The sequence below is a fragment of the Streptomyces graminilatus genome (assembly GCF_001418565.1).
GTDB classification, from domain to species: Bacteria; Actinomycetota; Actinomycetes; order Streptomycetales; family Streptomycetaceae; genus Streptomyces; species Streptomyces graminilatus.
Genome location: NZ_LIQQ01000800.1, coordinates 236 through 1,290 on the forward strand (window position 1 = coordinate 236; position 1,055 = coordinate 1,290).

General features: G+C 68.3%; 1 pseudogene. It reads left to right on the forward strand.

Annotation, left to right across the window (positions count from 1 at the left end):
- Window positions 1–731: 731 nt before the first annotated feature.
- Window positions 732–1,055 (forward strand): annotated as a pseudogene (locus AOK08_RS44305) (hypothetical protein); the annotation flags it as partial.

Sequence of the window (1,055 nt, forward strand, 5' to 3'; positions counted from 1 at the left end):
GGGGGCCAGGGCCCTTGACCGGCGTTACGTCCCACGTGCGGTGACAGGGCGAAGGCGCACCCTGCTGCACTGGCGCGTGACTGTTGCGAACCGAGTCCTGCTGTCCGTATACCGAGGCAGGGCGGGCCGGGCGGACAGCGACGCCATTGCCATGTCGGGTTCCCTGCGGCCTTGGCAGCGTCCCGTCCCTACCCCGTCCTCGCCGACGACGAGCTGGACCTGCGGCTGCGCGAACAGATCACCGACTACCGCGTCGCCACGGCGTCGAGGTTCCCCAGGGCGCACTGATCGTCATGCTCTCCTGCTGGCGCTCCATGTACGGCCAGGTGGCCCTGGAGGTGTCCGACTGCTTCACACTGCTGATCACTAGACCAGGAGCCGATGCTTGAGTTGCTGATGCTGGAACTGGTGCCCCGGCTGGGGCTGGGGCTGGGGGAGTTTCCGCCCTCCGAAGGCATGAGTCACGTCCGGCGTTCGGGCCGGGCTGCTGCCGATTCTCGTTCACCAATATGGTCTTCAGGCTGGGCGGAGTTGTTTCACCGTCACCCTCCCATCCCTGTCGATGCGGGCGTGGCACGTAGCGACATCCCCGTAGCAGCCGCCCCCAGGGGCCCGCCATCGCCCGCCCTGGCTCCGCACAGCAGAAAGGGCGCACTGCCCGCCGGGGAGCGCGGGCGTCCTACTGCGTGAGGGGTACGGCCCTTTATCCGATCAGCGAGGAGCAGCAGGCTGTGAAGGTCGAAATCCAGCCGGACGTACGTGACATCGCCGCCCAGCTCGGGGCTGGCGTTCCCTACGCGCTGAAGGTCCTGGCCGGTCAGTTGGCCGACGACCCTGACATGGGCCGGCCCTCGGGGCTGCCCGGTGTCCTGACCGTGATGGTTGACGGCGAGGTGTTTGAGGACTGCCCCGATCTGTCCGTCGGCTACATCCGTGAGCCGGACCGGATCGAGATCCGGTTTCTGAGAGCGGCTCCCTTCACCGAGCCCTCCGCGGACGCCCAGGACCAGGATCAGGGGAGAGAGCAGGGCCAGCCCGCCGACCCGGCCGCCGTC